Genomic DNA, 25,335 nt, shown 5'->3' with positions numbered 1-25,335 from the left:
GGGGCCTTCGGGCCCCTTTTCTTTTAGTGCGTTTTAACACTGTCTTTGCGCTTGTTTTTTTTGAAGGCAGCCCCCATCTTGGTTTCAAGTTTACTTCCATCTGTTTACGGCCTTACGGCCGCCGTAGAGGCGAAATCATGAAGACGACCATCGAATTGCCTCTCCTGCCATTGCGTGATGTCGTGGTTTATCCGCACATGGTTATCCCGCTGTTCGTGGGGCGCGAGAAATCCATCGAAGCCCTCGAGGCTGCGATGACGGGTGACAAGCAGATTCTTCTGCTGGCCCAGAGAAACCCGGCTGACGACGATCCCGGTGAAGATGCCCTGTATCGCGTAGGTACGATTGCCACCGTTCTGCAGCTGCTGAAGCTGCCTGACGGTACGGTCAAGGTTCTGGTCGAGGGTGAGCAGCGGGGCGCCATTGAGCGCTTCAGCGAAGTGGACGGCCACTGCCGTGCCGAAGTCTCCCTGATCGACGAAGTCAACGCGCCAGAGCGTGAGTCGGAAGTATTCGTACGCAGTCTGCTATCCCAGTTCGAGCAATATGTGCAGTTGGGCAAGAAAGTCCCGGCCGAAGTCCTGTCATCGCTTAACAGCATCGATGAGCCAGGCCGCCTGGTGGATACCATGGCCGCGCACATGGCCCTGAAGATCGAACAGAAGCAGGAAATCCTCGAAATCATCGATTTGTCGGCCCGGGTCGAGCACGTTCTGGCGTTGCTGGATGCCGAGATCGATCTGCTGCAAGTCGAAAAGCGCATTCGTGGTCGCGTCAAAAAGCAAATGGAACGCAGTCAGCGCGAGTACTACCTGAATGAGCAGATGAAGGCCATTCAGAAAGAGCTCGGCGACAGCGATGAAGGTCACAACGAAGTCGAAGAGCTGAAGAAGCGTATCGATGCCGCCGGCCTGCCAAAAGACGCGCTGGCCAAGGCCACGGCCGAACTGAACAAGCTCAAGCAAATGTCGCCAATGTCCGCAGAAGCGACCGTGGTGCGTTCGTACATCGACTGGCTGGTTCAGGTGCCGTGGAAGGCCCAGAGCAAAGTGCGCCTGGATCTGGCGCGTGCAGAAGACATTCTGGATGCCGACCACTATGGCCTGGAAGAAGTCAAAGAGCGCATCCTCGAATACCTCGCCGTGCAAAAACGCGTGAAGAAAATTCGTGGTCCGGTGTTGTGCCTGGTCGGTCCTCCCGGGGTGGGTAAAACGTCCCTGGCGGAGTCGATCGCTCACGCCACCAACCGCAAATTCGTGCGCATGGCCCTCGGTGGCGTGCGTGATGAGGCGGAAATTCGTGGTCATCGCCGTACTTACATCGGTTCGATGCCAGGAAGATTGATTCAAAAGATGACAAAAGTGGGTGTCCGCAATCCGCTGTTCCTGCTCGATGAAATCGACAAAATGGGCAGCGATATGCGTGGCGATCCGGCATCGGCGTTGCTGGAAGTGCTCGATCCCGAGCAGAACCACAATTTCAACGATCACTATCTGGAAGTCGATTACGACCTGTCCGATGTGATGTTCCTGTGCACCTCGAACTCGATGAATATCCCGCCGGCGCTGCTGGACCGGATGGAAGTGATCCGTCTGCCGGGCTACACCGAAGACGAGAAGATCAACATCGCCGTCAAATACCTTTCGCCAAAGCAGATTACGGCCAACGGCCTGAAGAAAGGTGAGCTGGAGTTTGACGCAGAAGCGATCCGCGACATCATCCGCTACTACACCCGTGAAGCCGGTGTGCGTGGGCTCGAGCGCCAGATTGCCAAGGTTTGCCGCAAGGCCGTCAAGGAACATGCGCTGGAAAAACGCTTCTCGGTGAAGGTCACTGCGGACGATCTGGAGCACTTCCTGGGCGTGCGCAAATTCCGCTACGGCCTGGCCGAGCAGCAGGATCAGATCGGTCAGGTGACCGGGCTGGCGTGGACTCAGGTAGGTGGCGAATTGCTGACCATCGAAGCCGCTGTCGTGCCGGGCAAGGGCCAGTTGATCAAGACCGGTTCCCTGGGTGACGTGATGGTCGAGTCGATCACCGCCGCATTGACCGTTGTTCGCAGCCGGGCGAAGAGCCTGGGCATTCCCCTGGACTTCCATGAGAAGCGCGACACGCACATCCATATGCCAGAAGGGGCGACCCCGAAAGACGGTCCTAGCGCCGGTGTGGGTATGTGCACGGCCCTGGTTTCGGCATTGACCGGCATTCCGGTGCGCGCGGATGTTGCCATGACCGGCGAAATCACGTTGCGTGGCCAGGTGCTGGCCATTGGCGGCTTGAAAGAAAAACTGCTGGCTGCCCATCGTGGCGGAATCAAGACGGTGATCATTCCTGAAGAGAATGTGCGCGATCTCAAAGAGATTCCGGACAATATCAAGCAGGATCTACAGATTAAACCGGTTAAATGGATTGACGAGGTCCTGCAAATTGCGTTGCAATACGCGCCGGAGCCCTTGCCGGACGTGGCTCCGGAGATAGTCGCGAAGGATGAGAAGCGCGACGCAGATTCTAAGGAAAGAATTAGCACGCATTAGTACGTATTTGCCTGGGGGGCTTTCTTGACAGCTTTTTAGAGCCCTTGTTATAAAGCGGCTCTTAAGTGTCTGTAGGCCATTCAGCACTCGTTTTTGCTTTCACCAAAAAAACTTAGAATCATACTCAAATAGATATAAGGGGACTTAGAGTGAACAAGTCGGAACTGATTGATGCTATCGCTGCATCCGCTGATATCCCGAAAGCTGCTGCTGGCCGTGCGCTGGACGCTGTAATCGAATCCGTCACTGGCGCTCTCAAGGCTGGCGACTCTGTTGTTCTGGTTGGTTTCGGCACTTTCTCGGTAACTGATCGTCCAGCTCGCATTGGTCGTAACCCACAGACCGGTAAGACGCTGGAAATCGCGGCAGCCAAAAAACCAGGTTTCAAAGCCGGTAAAGCACTGAAAGAAGCTGTCAACTAAGTTCTATTCAGGCTTTTACCCATCCGGGTCGGGGTCATGCCTGACTTGGCAGCGGAGCGGCAGTCCTGACTGCAGGTCGCCGGTTCAAGACACCGAGGGTCGCCAGTTCGAGTCCTCGATCCGCTCCGCCAGTTACGAGAAGGCGCATCCTCGGATGCGCCTTTCTTCTATCCGGATTCTACCCACGCTCCACGGTTGCCTAATTTTGAAGTTCAACCGTTTCTGGGGGACGCATGCTGCAGAATATCAGGGACAATTCACAAGGCTGGATTGCCAAGACTATTATCGGGGTCATCGTTGTTCTGATGGCCTTGACCGGTTTCGACGCCATTTTCAAGGCCACGTCGCACAGTAATGATGCGGCCAAGGTCAATGGCGATGAAATCAGCCAGAACGAGCTGAGCCAGGCGGTCGATATGCAACGCCGCCAGCTCATGCAACAGCTGGGCAAGGATTTCGATGCATCCTTGCTGGATGAAAAAATGTTGCGCGAATCGGCGCTCAAGGGCCTGATCGATCGCAAACTGCTGCTGCAAGGCGCAGAAAATTCGAAATTCGCTTTCTCCGAAGCGGCGCTTGATCAGGTCATCCTGCAAACACCAGAGTTTCAGGTCGATGGCAAGTTCAGCTCTGAGCGTTTCGACCAGGTGATTCGTCAACTCGGCTATAGCCGCATGCAATTCCGCCAGATGCTGGCTCAGGAAATGTTGATTGGTCAGCTGCGTGCCGGCCTGGCCGGTAGCGGTTTCGTGACCGATGCACAGGTACTGGCGTTTGCCCGTCTGGAAAAACAGACCCGCGATTTCGCTTCCCTGAACATCAAGGCCGACCCGGCGGCTGTGAAGCTGACCGACGATGAGGTCAAGGCTTATTACGACGAACACGCCAAGGAATTCATGACGCCGGATCAGGTGGTCATCGATTACCTCGAGCTGAAGAAGGCTTCCTTCTTCGACCAGGTCAGCGTCAACGACCAAGACCTGCAAGCGGCCTATCAGAAAGAAATCGCGAACCTGTCCGAGCAACGTCGGGCTGCGCACATTCTGATTGAGGTGAATGACAAGACCACCGAGGCGCAAGCCAAGGCGAAGATCGAAGAGATCCAGGCCCGTCTGGCCAAGGGTGAGAAGTTCGAGGCGCTGGCCAAGGAGTTCTCCCAGGATCCGGGGTCGGCGAACAACGGCGGTGACCTGGGTTATGCCGGTCCTGGCGTCTACGACCCGGCGTTCGAAAAAGCCCTGTATTCGTTGGCCCAGGACCAGGTCTCTGGTCCGGTTCGCACCGACTTCGGTTTCCACCTGATCAAGCTGTTGGGCGTGGAAGCTCCAGAAGTGCCAACGTTCGCCAGCCTGAAAGACAAGCTGACCCATGCTCTGAAGACCCAGCAGGTCGAGCAGCGTTTCGTCGAGGCGAGCAAGCAACTGGAAGACGCCTCGTTCGAAGCGTCCGATCTGGCTCAGCCAGCGCAGGACCTGAAACTGACCGTGCAGACGTCCAAGCCGTTCGGCCGTGAAGGCGGTGAGGGTATTACATCCAACCGTGCCGTAATCACTGCTGCGTTCAGCCCGGAAGTCCTGGATGAGGGGGCGAACAGCGCCGCCATCGAGCTCGATCCGGAAACCGTGGTCGTGTTGCGTGCCAAGGAGCACCTGAAACCTTCGCAATTGCCACTGGAAAGCGTTTCTGCCGCGATCCGTGTGCAATTGGCCAAGGAGCACGCCAGCGCCGATGCCAAGACCAAGGCTGAGGCCCTGATTGCCAGCCTGCGCGATGGCAAGACCCCGCTGGATCAGGCGATCGATGGCCAGGCCTGGAAAGTCACCAAAGCGGCGACCCGCGCTCAGGAAGGGGTTGATCCTGCGGTGCTGCAGGCGCTGTTCCGTATGGCCAAGCCTGCGGCCAAGGACAAGCCGACCTTCACCAGCGTGACGCTGGCGGATGGCAGCCTGATGATCCTGCGCCTCAATGGCGTGAACGAAGCTGCGGCGCCGACTGAAGAAGAGAAAGCACAGTATCGTCGCTACCTCGCTTCCCGCATCGGCCAGCAAGACTTTGCGGCTTACCGCAAGCAGCTGGAAAGCCAGGCGGACATCAAGCGTTACTGATGCCTGACCAGGTTTAGCGCTGCACAGGAGACCCCGGCCGAAAGGCCGGGGTCTTTTTATTTGGCCGTACGTCATTTGCCGTGGTGACTTTTCCGTAAAACCGGGGTCAATCAGCCTGTAATCGTTTTAAGACACGATCGATGCTCCGCTAAGCATCGATCTGTTGCACAATATGCCCCGAACCGTTTTCCTCAGGATGTTCAATGTTTAAATCACTTCCCATGCGGGTTGTCGGGCTGGCAGCCATGCTTGCCGCTGCGGCCGGTTGTTCATCGAACAAGGCCGCCATCTACGAGCATGAGAACTTCGACGACTCCGGAACCTTTTCCCGCAACTATCCGGTGACCGATACCCAGAGCTGTGAAGCCGCCCGTCGTGCCTTGCTCAGCCAGGGTTACATCATCACCAGCAACGATTCGAAGCTGGTCAGCGGTCACAAGAGTTTCCAGCAGACCGGCGAGAACCACATGGAGATCAGCTTCAGTGTGGTCTGTACCGATGACGGCAGCGAAGGGCACCACGCGACCGTATTCGCCAACGCCCTGCAGGATCGTTATGCACTGAAGAAGACCAACAACTCCGCCAGTCTCGGTGTGGGTGTGCTGGGCTCGGTGTCGATGCCGATCGGCTCCTCCGATGACTCGATGGTCAAGGTCGCCAGCGAAACCGTATCGTCTGCCAAGTTCTACGAGCGTTTCTTTGCGCTGGTCGAGCTGTTCCTGCCGCCAGAAGCGAAAAAGGCTGCGCACATCACCGAAAAGCCGAAAACCGATCTGGGTATGCCTGAAGCCAAGGCTGCGCCGGCACCGCTTGCACCTGTCCCGGCACCTGCTGCAGAGCCTGCGGCCTCCGAGCCGGTTACCCCGCCTCCTGAGGCGCCGCCGATCACGCCGACCGAGAGTGTAGTGCCGGCACCGTCCCCGGAAATCGTCACGCCACCGTCGAACCCGAGTGACTTGCCGCCACCGAGCGAACCCATTCCGGCGATGCCTGTCTCCGGCCAGTGAGGGTGACACCACAGGGTCGGATCAAATGCCCCGACCCTGTGATCAGCCAAAAGATTGACCCGCATCAAGCAAGACCGCTGTTCTGCGGTCTCCCGCGAAAAAACCAATGAAAAATTCCTGACCAGCTGCTACGTTTTATTCAGTAGCGACAGAGTGTCGTGTCCGCGTCATTTTTCCTTCACGCTGGCACTTTATGCTCAAGGAATGGGTCATTTATTCAGGCGTTTTTCACTACGGGTTGGGGGATTTAAAAATGGACGATTATCAAGAAGAACTGCTCGAGTACCAGGCTTTCGAACTGGACCCACTGGAGCCGGCGGAAGACGCTACCGAGTTGTAGGCATCAGGCGGATTGGCGATGGCTGCGGCGAAATTCGCCGGGTGTCTGCCCGTTCCAGCGTTTGAAGGCGCGTTGAAACGCTTCGGCTGAGGCGAAGCCCAGCAGGTAGGCGATCTCTCCGAACGCCAGTTCGGTGTCGCGTATGTAAGTCATGGCCAGGTCGCGGCGGGTGTCGTTGAGAATCGCACGAAATTGTGTGCCTTCATCGGCGAGCTTGCGGCGCAAGGTCCAGGTGGGCAGCTTCAGGCGTGTCGCCACCTCTAGCAGGTCGGGCTCCCGGCCACCATTGAGCAAGGGTCCCAGCAGCGCGATGATGCGTTCACGCAGGCTGCGGGTGCGTGTCAGTTGTTCCAGTTCCCGCTCACACAGTTGCAGCAAATGCCGCCAGGTGCTCGGGCAATGCTCGGGGTTGCGCTGGGCGAGACTGGAAAGGCTCAAGCGCAGTTGATTGTGCTCGCCGCCAAACTGAATCGGACAGTCACCCAAAACATCATAGGCCGCGCGGTAACCGGGCTCCTCGAATTCGATCTCGATACGTTCGGCGCGCAGTGGGGCAGGGCTGACACTGGATAATTGATGCAACCAGCCAGCGATGATCGAATCCACCACGAAGCGGTTGTAAGCGTTGTAGGGGCTGATCGAATAGAAGCGCAGCCAGGCGCCCTGGGCGTCTTCGTGAAAGCTTGATTGGCCCCGATAATTCGAACCATACAGGGCTTCGAATCGAATCAGGCAGCGCGCGGCTTCACGTACGGTCGGCGCCTGCGCCGCAGTGACGCCAGCGAGGCCGGCCTGGCTCAGGCGACTGAGCTGGCCCATGCGCAAGCCAAGGGCCGGGTCGTCGGTCAGTTGAATGGCACCGTGGCCCAGGCGCATGTAGCGCGGAATCGACAGCCGTGCACCGGCTTCGCTCAGGCGCGCGGCATCGAGGCCGTATTGATCGAGCAGTGGCTGCGGATCGATACCATGACTGCGCACGGCATCGGCCAGGCTATGAACAAAACCCACCGACAGATCGCCGAGGCGCATTGGCTGCGGTTTCATGGCTTACAACCAGAGGTTCAGCAAACGCGCACCCTGGGCGTTGCCGTCGGCAAAGTGCTGGCCGTTGCTGCTGAGGAAACTATGTCCGGCGCTGCCCTGATCCCAGAACTGACCTCGCAGGAACACACTTATGCCAGCGACAGCCTGACTGGCCGGTATCCGGGTCGTGAGGGTCAGGCGCTGCCAGGCCTGGCCTTCACTGACTTCTCCAGGCTTCAAGTTGACCGACGCCGGTTCCGGCGATCCCCTGTAGCCGTGCCACGGTTGTTCCCAGGTGCCACGGCCGGCGACAAAGGCCGGTACTGCAACCAACTGTGCGCTTTGGTCGTTGAGCTTGAGGTAGTTTTCCGGGTACCAGCTGTCGTGGCCGATCAGTACGCCCAGTCTTCCTGCTGGGGTATCAACGACGTTGAACGAGTGGTCGCCGTTCGCCTTGATCCCGTTCTGTACTGCGAAGAGCGGGTGCATCTGGCGCTGGGGCTGGCCGATCGGCACGCCTTCGCTGTTGAACACCACGCTGCTGTTGTACAGCGCACCGCGACCGATTTTCAGGGTGCCGTCGATGATGCTCGGTTCGGGCAGCACGATGGAGCCCGCCACCAGCGTTACGTGGAATTCCCTGGCCAGCCCTCCGAACAATGCCTGGTAGTCCCTGGCCATTGCCTTGGCTTTCATGCGCAGGTGGGCATCGTCCAGGCGGTTGCCGCCCTCGGCGCTGATCAACGCCTTGGCGAACTTCAGGGGGTTGCTCACCGCCAGCCAGTTCATGGCCTCCTTGAGAGTGCTGGCCTGATACAACTCATCCTTCTCGCCGCTGACCATCAGCCAGGTACCGATGTGTTCCGGCAACACGACGACGGTCTTGCCGTTCAACAATCCCTGGTCCCGGGCTGCCTGCAGATAGGCCGCGAGCTTGCGGTGCAGACGCTCGGGACTTTGATAATCGGTAGGAAACAGCTCGGGCTGAATGCCCAGCAGATTGCCACGGTCCGCAGGCGTACCCTGGTCGACTGCCAGGTTGATCCGCAGGTCCGAAAGGTAATGACCCACCGGCCGGTCCGCGGCCCACATCGCATAGGTCGTGAGGGCGGCGAGCAACGCCATGGAGAATGTCAGGTACAAGAGTTTGCGCATGGGGACACAGTTTACAGTCTGGAGCCGGGCGTGGCTTTTGATTTGGAACTGGATCGAGCATAAAGGGAATCAAGGGCTTAGTGGACGCGTTTCAACGTTGACTGTTTTTTCGCCGGCGGCTGCCTGTCTGCGCCGAGATGGAGCGATGAAGGGCCGGGTTAAAGGTAGGTGAGTTGACGGAGGGGAACGCCGGTCGGCCATCATTTGGCTCGACCGGCCGGCAGGTGAGCGTTATTTGGTGACCAGCAGTTCCGGGCCGAGGTACTCGTTGATCTGGTTGATATCGTCGTCGCCCAGGCTGCCCACCGATGAGGCCAGGCGCAGGCGCGACATCAAATAGCGCAACTTGGCGTCGAACAGATCGTGGCGCGCAACGAAGAGCAGCTCTTCTGCATTGAGGACGTCCGAGTTGGTGCTGGTGCCACCCTCTTTGAAGCCCTTGCGTGACGATGCCAGTGAGCGTTCGTTGGATTCCACTGCCTTCTCCAGCGCGCGAATGCGTTTGGCGCCGCTCAGGATGCCTTGATACTCACGGGTGGTTTCGGTGATGACTTCCTGTCGCGCGGCGTCGAGTTCATCCATGGCCTTATCGCTATTGGCACTGGCCTGGCGTGTCAGCGCGCTGACGCCGCCACCGCTGTACAGCGGGATATTGACTTCCAGCCCGATCGAGCCGTAGTGGTTGCGTTGATTCAACTCGGAGAGTGATTGGCTCTCACCCGCGGTGTAGCCGGCAATGAAATCCAGTGTTGGCCAGTGGCCAGCGCTGGCGCGCTTCACTTCTTCTGCTGCGAGGTCGCTGCTATAACGGCGCGCATGGATCAGCGGGCTATCGACCTGGGCTTTGACCAACCAGTCCTGCAGGTTGCTCGGTAGCAGCGGTGGTGTATCGAAGCTCGGGCGCAAGGTGGTCAGCGACTCGGGGGTTTCACCGATATATTCCTCGAGCTTGGTGCGCGCGTTGATCAGGTTGTCTTGCGCTTCGATCAGTTCGGCGTCGGCGAGGTCGCGGCGAGCGGTCGACTCGTCAATGTCGGTGACGGTGCCGGCCCCCAGCTCCATGCGCCGTTTTGCCGAGGCGAGCTGTTCTTCGAAGGCGTTCAGCTTGGACTTGGCCAGGACGATGGTTTCGCTGGCCAGGAGCACATCGAAATAGCTTTCGGCCAGGCGCACCGCGGCGTCCTGGGTTTTGGCATCGAACACCGCGACGCTGTAGTCGGCACGCTGCTGACCCTGGCGGTACTCGGCCATCTTCTGTTTGTTGAACAGCGGCTGGCGCAGGCGCACGTTGGCGCCCTTGGAGTCGTAATGGAGATCTCTGTCGACGTTGTTCTGGCTTTGGGAGCCATTGACCTTGTTGTGGTAGCCCGAGGCATTGATCTGCGGTAGCAGGCCGGCCTTGCCAATGGCGCGGTTTTCCTCGCCAGCCTCTTTTTCATGCACGGAGGCCTGGTAGATAGGGCCCTGGAACAGCAACAGATCCCAGGCTTGCTTGAGGTCCATGGCACTGGCCGGCAGGGCCAGTCCCAGCAGGCAGAAGAGCAGGCAATGACGTTCCATCTCATTGTTCCTTGAATGAGCTGTCCACACGATCGAGCATTGGTTTAAGAAGATAGCTGATCATGTTGCGTTCGCCTGTCTTGATGGTGACGCTGGCGGGCATTCCGGGGCGAATGTGATTGCTGCCGAGCAGGCCCATGCCATCGGGCGTGACTTCCACCTGGGCCAGATAGAACGGTTGCTTGCTTTCCTCGTCCATCAGGCGGTCGGCAGAGATAGTCTTCACGCGGCCGGGGATGTTGGGCGTCTTGGCATGGTTGAAGGCCGGGAAGGAAATGTCCACGGGCAGGCCGGGGACCATTTTGTCGATGGCCTGCACGGGAATCATCGCGTCGACCTGCAGCGGTTCGTTGACCGGGACGATTTCCATGATCTTGAAGCCGGGCTGAATGACCCCGCCAACGGTGGCAATGCTCAGGCCCTGGACCATGCCATCGATCGGCGACCGAATCACCGTGTGGGTCACTTCATAGTCCAGCGAGCGCAAGCGGTCGGCCAGGGTGGTGTTTTCCTTGGCGGTGTCGGTCAGTTGCGATTCGACTTCCTTCAGGTAGTCGTGCTGGCGCTGCAGGATGCGCAGCTTGATTTCGGTGGTCTGGCTACGCACGCGGGCGATGTTGTTGAGGTTCTCGGCCTGACCGGCGGAGAGGTCGGCATTGCTGCGTTCCAGCTCAAGCAGGTGGTTGCGCGGCACATAGCCTTCGGCTGTCAACACGCGGGTGCCTTGCAGTTCCTGGTTGAGGAAGTTGATCTGCGAGGCGCGGGCGCTATAGACCTGCTGCAGGCCCTTGAGCTGCACCGCCGACGCGGCCAGGTTTTCCTGCAGGATGCTGATTTCGCCAGCGAGCCCAGCACGCCGGGTGTCCAGCAGGCGCTGTTGCAGGTCCATGGCGGCCTCCAGGCGGTGATCACCCTTGAAGCGCGTGAGCAACTCGGGATCGAAGTTCACCACAGCGCGGCCGTCACGTTCCGCTTCCAGGCGGTTTTCCACGGTCTTGCTGACGATGTACTGGGCGCTGACCGCACCCTCTTCGGCAGCGGCACGCAACGAGTCGAGGCGGACCACCTCCTGACCTTTTGTCACCAGATCGCCTTCGCGAACGAGAATGGCTTCCACGGTACCGCCGCTCAGATGCTGCACGGCTTTGCGATTGTTGGTGACCTTGACCGTGCCTGTCGCGACCACGCCGGCATCCAGCGGCGCCAGCCAGGACCACAGGAGGAAGCCGCCGAAGCCGGCGAGCACCAGCCACACGCCCCATCGCGCGGGCCTGCCGACGTCCAGATCTACCATGCTCCTGGTATCGGCTTTGATTATCTCGGTGTGTTGGCTCATTTGCATGATCGGTCACTCCCGCGCTTTGACGGAGGCCAGAGGGGTCGACGCGCCTGCCGGCATCACACTGGCCTTGCGCAGCGCTGCGAATACTTCATCGCGCGTGCCGAGCATCTGCACGCCGCCGTCGCGCAGCATCAGCACCTTGTCGACGGCGCAGAGTACGTTGGGACGGTGGGAAATCAGAATGACGGTGGCGCCACGGCCCTTGAGTTCGGCCAGGGCATCGACCAGGGCCTTTTCGCCAACGTCGTCGAGGTTGGCGTTCGGTTCATCCAGCACGATCAGATTAGGTTCGCCATACAACGCCCGGGCCAAGGCAATGCGTTGCTTCTGGCCACCGGAAAGCGGGCTGCCATCGGTGCCCAGGCGGGTGTCATAACCCTGCGGAAAACGTAGGATCATCTCATGCACGCCAGTGATCTTGGCGGCGCGGATGACGGCTTCGCTGTCCACTTCGCCAAAGCGCGCAATGTTGTCGGCGATGTTGCCTTCGAACAGCTCCACGTCCTGTGGCAGGTAGCCGAGCCAAGGGCCAAGTTCGCCCTTGTTCCAGGTGAATATGTCCGCGCCATCCAGGCGCACCTTGCCCGCCTGCGCCGGCCAGACGCCAACCAGCAGGCGGGCGAGGGTGGATTTGCCCGAGGCGGATGGACCGATAATGCCAAGGCTTTCGCCGGGGACAAGGCTGAAGCCCACGCCGCGCAGAATCGTGTTGTTGGTACCGGGGGCGCCGGCATACACATTCTCCACCGCGAGCATGCCCTGCGGCCGCTGCAGCGACATGCTCGGTGGCCGGCGCGGATAGTCGTGCAGCATCTCGTTGAGCCGGCCCCAGGCCGAACGGCAGCCGAGCAGTTGCTTCCACGACGCGATGACCTGTTCCACCGGGCCCAGTGCGCGGCCGGTGAGAATCGAGCAGGCAATCATCATCCCCGGAGTGATCTTGCCTTCGATCGCCAGCAGCGCGCCAGCGCCGAGGATCAGTGACTGCAAGGTGATCCGCACGAAGCGCCCGGTGCTGCTGATCAAGGCCGCGCGGTCGGAGGCCAGCGTCTGCATTTCCAGAATGCGCAAATGGCTTTGGAACCAGCGCTTGCTGATCGACGGCAGCATGCCCATGGCCTCGATGACCTCGGCGTTGCGCAGGTTGTTGTTGGCGTATAGGGAGGAGGACAGGGCGGCCTGATTGGCTTCGGCTAGCGGCTTCTGCGTCGCCTTTTCAGTGAGATAAGCCAGACCCATCAGAATCAGCGAGCCGATCAGGGTGAGCAGTCCGAGCAACGGATGGATCAGATAGGCGACCAGCAGGTAAATCGGCGTCCACGGTGCATCGAAGAAAGCGAAGAGGGAGTTGCCGGTGACGAACTGACGAACCTGCGCGAGATCTTGCAGCGCCTGGGCCGGATTACCTCCGGCGCGGCTCAGGTTGCGCTCGAATGCAGCGGTGAAAATGCGCTGGTTGAGGTCCATGTCGAGGCAGTTGCCGACCCGGATCAGCACGCGGGTGCGGACCATTTCCAGCGTGGACATCAGCAAGAACAGACCTACCACCAGTACAGTCAACATCGCCAGGGTCGTGACGTTGCGACTGACCAGGGCTCGATCATAAACCTGCAGCATATAAACGGCTGGCGTCAACATCATGACGTTTATGACGCCGCTGAACGCTGCCAGCGAGTAAAAACTGCGGCGCAGGCGAAAAAGCGCGTCGGCCAGTTCGGAACGGATGCTCGACTGCTTGGGCATGTTGGTCCTCCCACTTCGAAAAGCCGGTTGCCCCTGAGGCGCAACAGTTAACGGTAAATGTCGTTCCGTAAACAGCTTATGGACACGCAGGCTGGTCGCTCTATGGATGGCGAGTCTTGCGAAATCGCTGCGTTGCTCCCTTATGCAGCAGCGTAGGTGGCGGCGAAACAGTTCGAAATAACATTTTGCTCTATACCTGCGCTCAACTTCCTATATGTCTTTTAAAAACAGCTAGTTGAGAGGCGTGACACCAGTCGTCTGTTTTAACGACGTAATATTGACAAAGATTTGCTATGGAACTTTAGTCTTAGTTATCGGGGGGTCCGCCCGCTGAAGCTTGCCATCGCTTTGGCAATGCAAAGCACGGTGATTCTCCCGAGAGGAGCCGAATCATGTCGTTCATTTCGTTCTTTTGCAGAGGAAAGGGACTGTCCAGGACGTTCGCCTTCACTTCCAGATTCCATGGCCCGCCCAGGGCTCGAATTCGCTCTGCCTGATCACCCGGCGAGCAACTCATTTCGCGAATTCCAGACGTGTATCCCGGGTCCCGGGTAACGCCAGCTCTCGCTAAAAAACATAACCAACAAACTGCGCAAGCCAGCACTTGACTTGGCGCGGCGGGACTTTCTCGTCCCGCGCCTTTACCCAGACATATCGAGGGCAATCCAAATGGCCAACTTTAATCAATCCGATCTTGAGTTCATTCTCCAGCAGATTTTCATCGCGGAGGCAAACTCGGCTGGTCAGTTGCTTGTCGACCTGATACCGAGTCCGGAATTCGCTTTCGGTCTGCGTACGGTCGACGGGACGTTTAACAACCTGAGTCTGCATCAGAGCGAGTTCGGCGCAGCCGACAACTTTTTTCCGCGCTTGACCACTCCAGTCTTCAGCCCGGCTGAGGCGGGCACCTCTTACACCCAGACCAGCGGCCTGGTGATCGACTCGCAGCCGCGCACCATCAGCAACCTGATCGTCAACGATACCGCCACCAACCCGGCGGCGGTCGCGGCCACGTTCGATCCCGGTCTGGATGGCATCCTCGGCACGGTTGACGATGTCTTGAAGGCTGGTGCGCAGGTCGTTACTGGAACCCGTACCGACGGCACGACGTTCCAGACCTTTTTCATTCCTAACGTGGCGCCGGACGCGGGCCTGTCCGCGCCGTTCAACTCGTGGATGACCTTCTTCGGTCAGTTCTTCGACCACGGCCTCGACCTGGTGACCAAGGGCGGCAGCGGCACGGTGTTCATCCCGCTGCAGCCGGACGATCCGTTGTTCGTTCCGGGTAGCCCGACCAACTTCATGGTGTTGACGCGGGCCACCAACCTGCCCGGGCCCGATGGCATCCTCGGCACCGCCGACGACATCCACGAGGCTTCAAACACCACCACGCCGTTCGTCGACCAGAACCAGACCTACAGCTCGCATCCCTCGCACCAGGTATTCCTGCGCGCCTATGAACTCGATGCCGCCGGCAAGCCGATGGCGACCGGCGAACTGATCACCAATCGTGACCTGGGCGCCGATGGCCTGTTCGGCACGGCCGACGACGTCGCAATCGGCGGGATGGCCACCTGGAAAGTGGTAAAAGCGCAGGCGCGCGACCTGCTTGGCATTAATCTTACCGATGCCGACTTCGACAACGTGCCGCTGCTCGCCACCGATGCCTACGGCAATTTCCTCAGGGGCCCGAACGGCTTCCCGGTGGTCATGATGAGGGGCGCGGATGGTATTGCCGATACCGCCGATGATATTCTCGTCGAGGGTAATCCTGCTGCGCCGATCAGCCTGGTCAATGCCGTGCGCACCGGCCACCAGTTCCTCATCGATATCGCCCACACCGCGGTTCCGGTGGACAGCCAGACCGGTGCGCCACTGACGGCCGATGCCGACCTCGTTGCCGGCGGCCCGGTGGCCGCTGGCTTCTACGACAACGAGCTGCTCGACGCGCACTACATCGCCGGCGACGGCCGGGTCAACGAGAACATCGGCCTGACCACCGTCCACTCCATCTTCCACTCGGAGCACAACCGGCTGGTCCAGCAGACCAAGGACACGGTCCTCGCCTCAACGGCCGCCGGCGACCTGACGTTCCTGAACCAGTGGCTGCTGACGCCCGTCACGGCTGTTCCTGCTGATCTGACGACCTTGAACTGGAACGGTGAGCGCCTGTTCCAGGCGGCGAAATTCGGCACCGAGATGCAGTATCAGCATCTGGTGTTCGAAGAGTTTGCGCGTACCGTTCAACCGCAAGTCGACGCCTTCCTGGACTTCGATGACACGATCAATCCGGCGATCGTCGCCGAGTTCGCGCACACGGTCTTTCGCCTCGGCCACTCGATGCTGACCGAGACCATCGACCGGCTGGACCCCAACTTCGTCTCCAGCGAGATCGGCCTGATTCAGGCCTTCCTCAACCCGCTGGCGTTTGCGACCAGCGGCCTGACCCCGCAGCAGGCGGCCGGCGCCATCGTCCGCGGCTTGACGCGCCAGGTCGGCAACGAGATCGATGAGTTCGTCACCGAAGCGGTGCGCAACAACTTGCTGGGCCTGCCGCTCGACCTGCCCGCCCTCAACATCGCGCGCGGCCGCGATACCGGCATCCCGTCCTTGAACGAGGCGCGCCGTGAGTTCTACGCCGGCACCGGCGACAACCAGCTGAAGCCCTACACCAGCTGGGCCGATTTGGTGCAACACCTGAAGCACCCGGAATCGCTGATCAACTTCATCGCCGCCTACGGCACGCACGCCTCCATTACCAGCGCCACCACGCTCGACGCGAAACGCGTAGCGGCCTCTCTCCTGGTGTTGGGCGGCGTCGGTGAGCCGGTGGATCGCCTGGACTTCCTCAACAGCACCGGCGTCTATGCCAACCTGGCAAATGGGGCAACCATTACCGGCGTTGATGACATCGACTTCTGGGTCGGCGGTTTGGCCGAGGAAAAAATGCCGTTCGGCGGCATGCTCGGCTCGACCTTCAACTTCGTCTTCGAGGACCAGCTTGAGAAGCTGCAGAACGGCGACCGGCTCTACTACCTGCACCGCACCCAGGGACTCAATTTCCTGAGCGAGCTCGAGAACAACTCGTTCGCCAAGATGGTGATGCTCAACACCGACGCGACCCATCTCCCGGCGCTCATCTTCTCGACCCCGACCTTTACCCTTGAGGTCGACCCGACAAGGCAGTTCAACCGGAGCGTGATTGCCGGTCCGGACGGCATAGTGGGCACCGTCGACGACCTGCCCGGCAATGCCGATCCCACTGGCGGCATCATCGTCAACGGCGTCGTGATCACGCCGCTGGTCATCCGCGACAACCCCAACACGGTTGGTCCCGATACCAACTACCTGCAGTACACCGGCGAAGACCATGTGGTGCTCGGTGGCACGGCTGGCAATGACATTCTCGTCGCTGGCGACGGCGACGACACGCTCTGGGGCGACGCCGGCAATGATCGCCTCGAAGGCGGCTATGGCAACGACGAGCTCGAGGGTGGCGATGGCGACGACATCATCACCGACATGGGCGGCGACGACGTCATCCACGGAGAGGCCGGCAACGACGTCATCCACGGCGGCAACGGCACCAATATCATCCTCGGCGGCGCCGGCAACGATTTCATCGTCACCGGCGAGGACTTTTCGGAGGTCTTCGCTGGCGCCGGCAATGACTTCATGCTTGGCAGCCGGCTGAACTTACAAATGATGGGCGGCGATGGCGACGACTGGATCGAGGTCGGGACCCAGGACGGCGCCCCCGGCGACAATTTCGCCGGTAACTTGCCACTGGCTTTGCTGGCAGAGTTGATCAGCGGCAACGACGTCTTCAGCGGTGACGGCGGCTTCGATGAAATGATCGGTGAAGGCGGCGATGACATCTTCATCGGCAGTGAGGGCCCGGACAAGATGTTGGGCATGTCCGGTTTCGACTGGGCCACCTACAAGGATGATCATTACGGCGTGACTGTGGACATGAGCCGTATCGCCTTCGAACAATCGGCCCTGTCGCCTTCAGTTGCAGGCGTGCATACCACATTCCCCCAGGTGGAAGGTCTGTCGGGGTCGGTGTTCAGCGACATGCTGACCGGCGATGATGCCGACGCGCTCACGATCGCCGCTGCCGGTGTCCAAGGCAGCGTGCTCACCAATATTGACCTCGTCGCCGGTCTGCGGGCGTTTCTTGGCGCGGCTGCAGCCGGCCCGGACGGTATCGTGGGCACGGTAGACGATCAGTTCGGCGCGGGCAACATCCTCCTCGGCGGTGGTGGCAGCGATATCATCGAAGGCCGCGGCGGTGACGACCTGATCGACGGCGACATGTGGCTGAATGTGCGCATCAGCGTACGCCAGAACCTCGACGGAACCGGGCCGGAGATCGCCACCTTCGACAGCATGGAGCCCATGATCCCGTTCATGCTCGATGGTACCTTCAACCCCGGTCAGCTCGTCATCGTCCGCGAGATCCTGACGGCTGCCCCCGCCTTTGACACGGCCTTGTTCACGGGCAACCTGCTCGACTATACCGTCACCACTGTGGGCGGAGTGACCACCGTGGCCGACAGCGTCGTCGGTCGCGACGGCACCGACCGCCTGACCAATATGGAGCGGCTGCAGTTCAACGATCAGTCGCTCACCCTGCCAGGCGGGGTCGGGCTCAACAACGACCCGGTGGGCTTGCTGACTATACTCGATGCTGCCAGCAACACCCCGGACGCTACGCCGACCACGGGTCAACTGCTGAGGGTATCGGCTGCCGACGTGACTGATGCGGACAACGTCGCTACCGGCGGTGCGATCGCCGGACCGATCGCCTTCTACTGGCAGTTCGAAGCAGTCCCGGGTACGGGCGTCTTTCAGGACATCACCCGTCTTGCAGACGGGGGCGCAGCATTGGCGCACATAACCGGGCCGACCTTCAGGGTGACCCCGGATCTCGCCGGGCTGGAATTGCGCGTCAGGGCCGTCTATAAGGATGAAAATGGCGTGCTCGAGACGGCGTTCTCTGCTCCAACCGCAGCGGTCGTAGCCGGCGTTGCTCCGCCACCGGCAGCCCCGCTGCCGGTCGAGACTCCGGTCGCCAGCACCGGTGTGCACTATATCCGGGCCGATCTGCAGTTCATTCTCGATCAGATTCAGATCGCGGAAAGGAATGCGGCCGGTGAGGATCTCCTCAGCATGCTGCCAAATGCACGGGTGCCTTTGGGCCTGCGCACGGTCGACGGGTCGTTCAACAACCTGGTGGTGGCTCAGAACGAGTTCGGTGCAGCCGACACGATCTTCCCGCGACTGGTTCCGGCGCAGTTCGATACGGCGGAGGCGGGCACCACTTACGCCCAGACCAGCGGCCTGGTGAACGACTCGCAGCCGCGCACCATCAGCAATCTGGTCGTCGACAACACCGCCACCAACCCGGCGGCGGTCGCGGCCACGTTCGATCCCGGTCTGGATGGCATCCTCGGCACGGTTGACGATGTCTTGAAGGACGGTGCGCAGGTGATTACCGGAACCCGTACCGACGGCACGACGTTCCAGACCTTTTTCATGCCAAACGTGGCGCCGGACGCAGGTCTGTCCGCACCGTTCAATACCTGGATGACCTTCTTCGGTCAGTTCTTCGACCACGGCCTCGACCTGGTGACCAAGGGTGGCAGCGGCACGGTGTTCATTCCGCTGCAGCCGGACGATCCGCTGTTCGTTCCGGGCAGCCCGACCAACTTCATGGTGTTGACGCGGGCCACCAACCTGCCCGGGCCCGATGGCATCCTCGGCACCGCCGACGACATCCACGAGGCTGCAAACACCACCACGCCGTTCGTCGACCAGAACCAGACCTATACCTCGCATCCCTCGCACCAGGTGTTCCTGCGCGCCTATGAGTTCAATGCCGCCGGCGCGCCGGTGGCGACCGGCAATCTGATCACCAATCGTGACCTGGGCGCCGATGGCGTGTTCGGCACGGCCGACGACGTCGAAATCGGTGGGATGGCTACCTGGAAAGTGGTCAAGGCGCAAGCTCATGATCTGCTCGGGATCAACCTCACCGATGCCGACTTCGACAACGTGCCGCTGCTCGCCACCGATGCCTACGGCAATTTCATCAAGGGCCCGAACGGCTTCCCGATGGTCATGATGACGGGCCCGGATGGTATTCCCGATACCGCCGATGATGTTCTCGTCGAGGGTAATCCTGCTGCGCCGATCAGTCTGGTCAATGCCGTGCGCACCGGCCACCAGTTCCTCATCGATATCGCCCACACCGCCGTTCCGGTGGACAGCCAGACCGGTGCGCCACTGACGGCTGATGCCGACCTCGTTGCCGGCGGCCCGGTGGCCGCAGGCTTCTACGACAACGAGCTGCTCGACGCGCACTACATCGCCGGCGACGGCCGGGTCAACGAGAACATCGGCCTGACCACCGTCCACTCCATCTTCCACTCGGAGCACAACCGGCTGGTCCAGCACACCAAGGATGTGGCCATCGCCTCCAACGATGTCAGCTTCCTGAACCAGTGGCTGATGCCCGATGCCCAATTGTTGGTGTTGCCAACAACCGCGGCTGAGATCGCTGCCCTGCACTGGAACGGAGAGCGCCTGTTCCAGGCGGCGAAATTCGGTACCGAGATGCAGTACCAGCACCTGGTGTTCGAAGAGTTCGCGCGTACCATTCAGCCGAATATCGATCCCTTCCTTGGCGAACACCAGAATTATCAAACCGAGATCGACCCGGCGATCGTCGCCGAGTTCGCGCACGCGGTCTACCGCCTCGGCCACTCGATGCTGGTCGAGACCATCGATCGGCTGGACCCCAACTTCGTCTCGAGCGAGGTCGGCCTGATTCAGGCCTTCCTCAATCCGCTGGCGTTTGCGGCCAGCGGCCCGACCCCTGCGCAGGCGGCCGGTGCCATCGTCCGCGGCGTGACGCGCCAGGTCGGTAACGAGATCGATGAGTTCGTCACCGAAGCGGTGCGCAACAACTTGCTGGGCCTGCCGCTCGACCTGCCCGCCCTCAACATCGCGCGCGGCCGTGATACCGGGCTTCCGACCCTGAACGAGGCGCGTCGTGAGTTCTACACCGCGACCGGCGACAGCAACCTGAAGCCCTACATCAGCTGGGCCGATTTGGTGCAACACCTGAAGCACCCGGAATCGCTGATCAACTTCATCGCCGCCTATGGCACGCACGCCTCCATTACCAGCGCCACCACGCTCGACGGGAAGCGCGCCGCGGCCTCTCTCCTGGTGTTGGGCGGCGCCGGCGAGCCGGCGGACCGACTGGACTTCCTCAATAGCACCGGCGCCTGGGCGAGTGGCCCGACCGGCGTCACCATTACCGGTCTGGACAACATCGACCTCTGGATCGGCGGCCTCGCCGAGGAAAAAATGCCGTTTGGCGGCATGCTCGGCTCGACCTTCAACTTCGTGTTCGAGACCCAGATGGAGAAGCTGCAGAATGCCGACCGCTTCTACTACCTGGAACGCAACGCGGGGCTTAACTTCGTCACCGAGTTGGAGAACAACTCGTTCGCGAGACTGGTGATGGCCAACACCGATGCGACCCACCTCCCGGCCGTCATGTTCTTGACTCCGGCCTTTACCCTGGAGGTCGACCCGACCAGGCAGTTCAACGAGAGCGTGATTGCCGGTCTGGACGGCATAGTAGGCACCGTCGACGACCTGCCCGGTAATACCGATCCTGTCGGCGGCAGCGCCCTGACTCCACTGGTGATTCGGGACAACCCCGCGACGGTCGGCGCCGATACCAACTACCTGCAGTACACCGGCGAAGACCATGTGGTGCTCGGTGGCGCGGCCGGCAATGAAGTTCTCATCTCTGGCGACGGCGATGACACGCTCTATGGCGACGGTGGCAATGACCGCCTCGAGGGTGGCAACGGCAACGACTTCATGGTCGGGGGCGACGGCGACGACATCATCACGGACATGGGTGGCGACGACACCATTCATGGCGGCGACGGCAACGACGTCATCCACAGTGGCAACGGCATCAATCTGAACCTCGGCGGCTTCGGCAAGGACTTCATCGTCACCGGTGAGGACTCCTCGGAGGTCTTCGGTGGCGCGGGCGACGACTTCATCATGGGCAGTATCGCCGACGAACAACTGATGGGTAACGAAGGTGACGACTGGATCGAGAGGGGAACCGCCGATGGTGCTCCCGGCGACAATTTCGACCCGAACGGGCTCGACTTGATACGCGGTAACGACATCTTCATCGGCACCGGCTCGCCCGACAGATTCATGGCCGAAGGCGGCGACGACATCATGTTCGGCAACGGCGGCGCGGGCGACCGCTACCTGGGTGGTTCCGGTTACGACTGGGCCGGCTTCAAGGACGACCCGTTCGGCGTGAGCGTCGACCTGGGCCTCGCCGACATCGCTCTCGCGCCGCCACTGCCGGAGTTGGCCGCAACCGTGGCTCGGTTCCGCCAGGTGGAAGGTCTGTCAGGATCGCACTTCAGCGACATCCTGCGCGGCAATGATGCCGATGCCACCGTGATCGCGGCTGCCGGTGCTCAGGGCAGCGTGCTCACCAACTTCGACCTGGTCAGCGGCCTGCGCTCGTTCGTCGGCACCGCAGCAGCCGGCCCGGACGGCATTGTGGGCACGGCAGACGATCAGTTCGGCGCCGGCAACATCGTCCTCGGCGGCGGCGGCAGCGACATCATCGAAGGCAATGGCGGCGATGACCTCATCGACGGCGACAAGTGGCTCAACGTACGTATCAGCGTGCGGCAGAACATCGATGGCACAGGTCCGGAGATCGCAACGTTCGACAGCATGGTCCCGTTGGTGCCACTCATGCTCAATGGTACCTTCAACCCCGGCCAACTCGTCGCCGTCCGTGAGATCCTGACGGATGCGCCTGACCCCCTTAACCCTGGCCATTCCTTCGACACGGCCCTGTACACCGGCCTTCTGGCCGACTACACCGTCATCGAGAACGTCGACGGCACCGTTACGGTCACCGACAGTGTCGTTGGCAGGGACGGGATCGACACCCTCAGCAATATCGAGCGGCTGCAGTTCGCCGATCAGTCGCAGGTTCTCGTCGCTGGCTTGAACGCCGAGCCGGTGGGCTTGCTGAGGGTCAGCGATGGCACGCCGGCCGTTGGCCAAGTGTTGACGGTGTTGGCCGACACCGTCCGCGATGCGGACAATGTCACTACGGGCGGTGCGATCACCGGTCCCATCGCCTTCGTATGGCAGGTCGAAACGAACCCAGGCACCGGTATCTTCGACGACATCGGTATTGTGCTCGGAGGCGGACTAGGAACCGCGACCGGCTCGACCTTCACGGTGACCGCGGCTGAGCTGGGACTGGCGCTACGTGTCAGGGCTATCTATCAGGACGGCCAGGGCGTGCTGGAAAGTGTGTTCTCGGCGCCGACCGCGCCAACTGCGCCGCTCGGCGGCAGCCCCGTCAACGCCCTACCGGTCGGCACTGTGCTGATCAGCGATACGACCCCCACGTTAGGCTCGACCTTGACCGCCACGGATGCGTTCACCGACGCCGACGGGACCACAACCTCGGTGATCAGCCATCAGTGGCAGGTGGGGAGCGGTGCGATCTTTGCCGACATCGCCGGTGCGACGGGCACGACCTTCACGCTCAGCCCGGCGCAGGTCGGTCAGCAACTGCGTGTCGTCGCGAGTTACACCGATGACCTCGGCACACTCGAGCTAGTCACCTCTGCCGCAACGACAGTGGTCGGTAATCTGTTTGTCGGTACCGCCGGTGCCGACATATTCACCGGCACGGCAGGCGACGACATTGCCAGCGGAGGTGATGGCAACGACATCCTGAACGGCTTGGGCGGCAACGACATCCTCAATGGTGACGCGGGCAATGACATGCTCATCGGGGGGGTGGGGGCCGATACGATGGCCGGCGGTGTTGGCGACGATATCTACGAAGTCACCGACCTTGGGGACGTGGTGACCGAGCTCGGCGGTGAGGGTATTGACACGGTCTGGACCTCGCTCTCGGGCTACACCCTGAGTGCCAACGTCGAGAATCTGTTTTTCGGCGGCAGCGGCAACTTTGCGGGCACCGGTAACGCGCTCGACAACACGCTCGTGGGCGGTGCGGGTATTGATGTCCTGATCGGTGGCGCAGGTGCCGACACGATGGCTGGCGGTGGCGGCAGCGATGTCTACGAAGTCACCGACCTTGGGGACGTGGTAAGCGAGCTCGCCGGTGCCGGCAGCGACACGGTCTGGACCTCGCTCGGGAGCTACGTCCTGGGTGCCAACGTCGAAAACCTGTTTTTCGGCGGCAGCGGCGACTTTGCGGGCACCGGTAACGCGCTCGACAACACGATCGCGGGGGGGGCGGGTAATGACATCCTCGTCAGTGACGCAGGTAACGACATCCTCATCGGTGGCGCAGGTGCCGACACGATGGTCGGTGGCGTCGACAACGATGTCTACGCAGTCGACAACCTCGGGGACGTGGTAACCGAGCTCGCCGGTTCTGGTAGCGACACGGTCTGGACCTCGCTCGGGAGCTACGTCCTGGGTGCCAACCTCGAAAATCTGTTTTTCGGCGGCAGCGGCGACTTTGCGGGCACCGGCAACGCGCTCGACAACGTGATCGTGGGGGGGGCGGGTAATGACATCCTCGTCAGTGCCGCAGGTAACGACCTCATCATCGGTGGCGCAGGTGCCGACACGATGACCGGCGGTGTCGGCAACGATGTCTACGAAGTCTCCGACCCTGGGGACGTGGTGAGCGAGCTTGGCGGTGAGGGTATTGACACGGTCTGGACCTCGCTCGGGAGCTACGTCCTGGGTGCCAACGTCGAGAATCTGTTTTTCGGCGGCGGCGGCGACTTTGCGGGCACCGGCAACGCGCTCGACAACACGATCGCGGGGGGGGCGGGTAATGACGTCCTCGTCGGTGGCGCAGGTAACGACGTGATGAGTGGCGGCGTCGCCGGCAACGATATCTTCGCGTTTGCCCCAGGCTTCGGCACCGATACGATCCTGAACTTCGGAGCCAATCCGGGCGCAGGGCAGGACTTGCTGAATATCACGGGGATGGGGGTCACCAGCGCGGTGTTCGCGACCAACGTGAGCATAACGGCTGACGGGGCGGACACGGTGGTCGGGATCGGGGCGGACTCCATCCGCCTCGTGGGTGTCAACAGCGCGGCCGTTGATCAGACGGACTTCATACTAGTCGTCTGAGGTCCTGGTCAGTACCGTCGCAGGAGGGCGGAACAGTAGAGGGGAGGGCAATGGATGCCCTCCTTTTCTCCTTCCACTCAATTGCCTCATGAATGCATTCGGTGTGGGAATTCAGGGAGGGTTGAATCGACCAGGGTTTTGCAGCGATAGCGATGACATGGCGTTGCGAGCTGCTCTCGCATAGTCGGAGACGTTTTTCTATTTTTCCGGCGTGAAATAGCTCTTTTCAATAGCTTTGCGGGTAGAGGCAATGATTTCCTTGTGAGTTCGTTCTTTCTCGACTGCTCGGGACAGGACTGGCGCTCCCACACATTGAGCGATGACGGCCCATGCCGCATCAGGGCTACGGAGACTATCGGCCCAGGCTTTCTGTATTTGCTTCAGACCTTTTTCGACGGCCAGCCGTACCTCCGGTTCGGCGCGCGCAATCTCTCCACCCAAGGCCGGAAGGACACAGCCTTTTTCTGGATGAAGGACATGAAAGGTAGTCAGGTAGTTGCGTAAACATTGCTCCAGCTGTTCGCCTGATGCGTTTTGTCCACCCGCCAGCATTTCGCTGCTTTTTCTAATCTCATCCTCGATCACTGCCTGAAGCAGCGGCTAGAAATAACATTTCGCTCTATACCTGCACTCAATTTCCTATATGTCTTTTAAAAACAGCTAGTTATGACTCCTAAAGCCGGTCATCTTTTTTAACGACATAATATTGACAAAGACTTGCGATGGAACTTTAGTCTTAGTTATCGGGGGACCCGCCCGCTGAAGCTTGCCATCGCTTTGGCAACGCAAGGCGCGGTGCCTTTCCCGAGAGGAGCCGATTCATGTCGATCATTTCGTGCTTTTGCAGAGGGAAGGTGGTGTCCAGGACGTTCGCCTTCACTTCCAGATTCCAT

General features: G+C 60.6%; 11 protein-coding genes. 5 read left to right on the top strand and 6 right to left on the bottom strand.

All coding sequences use genetic code 11. The features are described 5' to 3' along the window. Nucleotides 1-137: 137 nt before the first annotated feature. From lon to KGA83_RS23775, 4 genes are all read left to right on the top strand, one after another. The gene (lon, locus tag KGA83_RS23790; RefSeq protein WP_108219130.1) at nucleotides 138-2,534 is read left to right on the top strand and encodes an endopeptidase La; all 2,397 of its coding nucleotides are present in this window, start codon (nucleotides 138-140) and stop codon (nucleotides 2,532-2,534) included. 149 nt (nucleotides 2,535-2,683) lie between these two features. Further along, the gene (locus tag KGA83_RS23785; protein ID WP_002552737.1) at nucleotides 2,684-2,956 is read left to right on the top strand and encodes an HU family DNA-binding protein; all 273 of its coding nucleotides are present in this window, start codon (nucleotides 2,684-2,686) and stop codon (nucleotides 2,954-2,956) included. A 233-nt stretch (nucleotides 2,957-3,189) separates the two neighbouring features. Then, the gene (locus KGA83_RS23780; RefSeq protein ID WP_108219129.1) at nucleotides 3,190-5,061 is read left to right on the top strand and encodes a SurA N-terminal domain-containing protein; all 1,872 of its coding nucleotides are present in this window, start codon (nucleotides 3,190-3,192) and stop codon (nucleotides 5,059-5,061) included. 203 nt (nucleotides 5,062-5,264) lie between these two features. Further along, on the top strand, nucleotides 5,265-6,068 hold the full coding sequence (locus KGA83_RS23775) for a DUF2242 domain-containing protein (protein ID WP_108219128.1): 804 nt from the start codon (nucleotides 5,265-5,267) through the stop codon (nucleotides 6,066-6,068). A 343-nt stretch (nucleotides 6,069-6,411) separates the two neighbouring features. On the opposite strand, the gene KGA83_RS23770 is transcribed toward KGA83_RS23775, so the two are convergent. The 5 genes from KGA83_RS23770 to KGA83_RS23750 form a co-directional block, all read right to left on the bottom strand. Further along, on the bottom strand, nucleotides 6,412-7,452 hold the full coding sequence (locus KGA83_RS23770) for an AraC family transcriptional regulator (RefSeq protein ID WP_223531057.1): 1,041 nt from the start codon (nucleotides 7,450-7,452) through the stop codon (nucleotides 6,412-6,414). Between the two features lie 3 nt (nucleotides 7,453-7,455). After that, nucleotides 7,456-8,586, bottom strand: a complete 1,131-nt coding sequence (locus KGA83_RS23765; RefSeq protein ID WP_108219126.1) for a carbon-nitrogen hydrolase family protein — start codon at nucleotides 8,584-8,586, stop codon at nucleotides 7,456-7,458. A gap of 231 nt (nucleotides 8,587-8,817) precedes the next feature. Further along, nucleotides 8,818-10,146, bottom strand: a complete 1,329-nt coding sequence (locus KGA83_RS23760; RefSeq protein ID WP_108219125.1) for a TolC family outer membrane protein — start codon at nucleotides 10,144-10,146, stop codon at nucleotides 8,818-8,820. Nucleotide 10,147: 1 nt separating this feature from the next. Next, nucleotides 10,148-11,488, bottom strand: a complete 1,341-nt coding sequence (locus KGA83_RS23755; protein WP_108219124.1) for an HlyD family type I secretion periplasmic adaptor subunit — start codon at nucleotides 11,486-11,488, stop codon at nucleotides 10,148-10,150. Nucleotides 11,489-11,494: 6 nt separating this feature from the next. Continuing rightward, a complete protein-coding gene (locus tag KGA83_RS23750) occupies nucleotides 11,495-13,231 on the bottom strand; it encodes a type I secretion system permease/ATPase (RefSeq protein WP_108219123.1) in 1,737 nt (578 codons plus the stop codon). Nucleotides 13,232-13,900: 669 nt separating this feature from the next. Here KGA83_RS23750 and KGA83_RS23745 point away from each other — a divergent pair. Continuing rightward, a complete protein-coding gene (locus KGA83_RS23745) occupies nucleotides 13,901-24,442 on the top strand; it encodes a peroxidase family protein (RefSeq protein WP_223531056.1) in 10,542 nt (3,513 codons plus the stop codon). Nucleotides 24,443-24,640: 198 nt separating this feature from the next. Here KGA83_RS23745 and KGA83_RS23740 read toward each other — a convergent pair whose 3' ends face one another. Next, on the bottom strand, nucleotides 24,641-25,027 hold the full coding sequence (locus KGA83_RS23740) for a hypothetical protein (protein ID WP_146176408.1): 387 nt from the start codon (nucleotides 25,025-25,027) through the stop codon (nucleotides 24,641-24,643). Nucleotides 25,028-25,335: the final 308 nt, after the last annotated feature.

Origin of the sequence: Pseudomonas sp. GL-R-19, assembly GCF_019956375.1 — a bacterium.
Lineage (GTDB): Bacteria > Pseudomonadota > Gammaproteobacteria > Pseudomonadales > Pseudomonadaceae > Aquipseudomonas.
The sequence above is the reverse complement of the archived record's forward strand: the minus strand, read 5'-3'. Positions and strand labels throughout refer to the sequence as shown.